Below are 1,066 nucleotides of genomic sequence, written 5' to 3'. Positions count from 1 at the left end.
CGCCCGGCCGGCGGCTCCGGCGGTCGAGCTGCGCGGGGTGCGCCGCACCTACGGGCGCGGCGAGGCGACGGTGCAGGCGCTGCGCGGGATCGACCTGGCGCTCGGCCACGGCAGCTTCACCGCGGTGATGGGCCCGTCCGGCTCCGGCAAGTCCACCTTCCTCCAGTGCGCGGCGGGCCTGGACCGCCCGGACTCCGGGCAGGTCCGGCTCGGCGGCGAGGACATCACCGCGCTGAGCGAGAACCGGCTCACCAAGCTGCGCCGCAGCCGGATCGGCTTCGTCTTCCAGTCCTTCAACCTGCTGCCCTCGCTCACCGTCGAGCAGAACGTGCTGCTCCCGCAGCGCCTCGCCGGGGAGCGCCAGGACCGGGCCCGGGCACGGGAGTTGCTGGAGCGGGTGGGCCTCGGCGAGCACGCCCGGCGGCGGCCCGGCCAGCTGTCCGGTGGTCAGCAGCAGCGGGTGGCGATCGCCCGCGCGCTGATCACCCGCCCCGACGTGGTGTTCGCCGACGAGCCGACCGGCGCGCTGGACACCCGGACCGCGCACGAGGTGCTGGCCCTGCTGCGCCGGGCCGTGGACTCGCTCGGCGCGACCGTGGTGATGGTGACCCACGACCCGGTGGCGGCCTCCTTCGCCGACCGGGTGCTGTTCCTGGCCGGCGGCGCGATCGTGGACGACCTGCCGCACCCGAGCCCGCAGGCCGTCGCGGACCGGATGGTCGCGCTGACCGCCCGCCCGGTGGGAGTGGCGGCATGACGAACGGACTCGCACGCGCCTCGGTGCGCTTCCGGCCCGCGTCCTTCGTGGGCACCCTGGTCGCCCTGCTGCTGGGCGCCGCCGTGGTGGTGGCCTGCGGGGTGCTGCTGCAGACCGGCCTGACGGCGAGCGTCCGGCCCGACCGGTACGCCGCCGCCCCGGTGGTGGTCGCGGCCGACCAGGCGGTGAAGATCCAGCGGAAGATCGGCGAGGACACCGAGACCGAGGAACAGGCCACCCCGGAGCGGGCCCGGACGGACGCCGCGCTGGTCGGCCGGCTGGCCGCGCTGCCCGGCGTCGCGGCCGCCC

1 protein-coding gene and 1 pseudogene are annotated in these 1,066 nt (G+C 76.8%); both read left to right on the top strand.

The genetic code is table 11. The features are described 5' to 3' along the window. On the top strand, positions 1-757 hold a 757-nt coding region (locus KS423_RS46080), incomplete at its 5' end, for an ABC transporter ATP-binding protein (protein WP_224285600.1). Beyond that, positions 754-1,066, top strand: a pseudogene (locus KS423_RS46075) (ABC transporter permease); the annotation flags it as partial. The gene KS423_RS46080 and the pseudogene KS423_RS46075, both read left to right, overlap by 4 nt.

The sequence above is a fragment of the Streptomyces sp. LS1784 genome, from assembly GCF_020103755.1.
GTDB lineage: Bacteria > Actinomycetota > Actinomycetes > Streptomycetales > Streptomycetaceae > Kitasatospora.
This window is presented reverse-complemented; position numbering and strand designations above follow the sequence as displayed.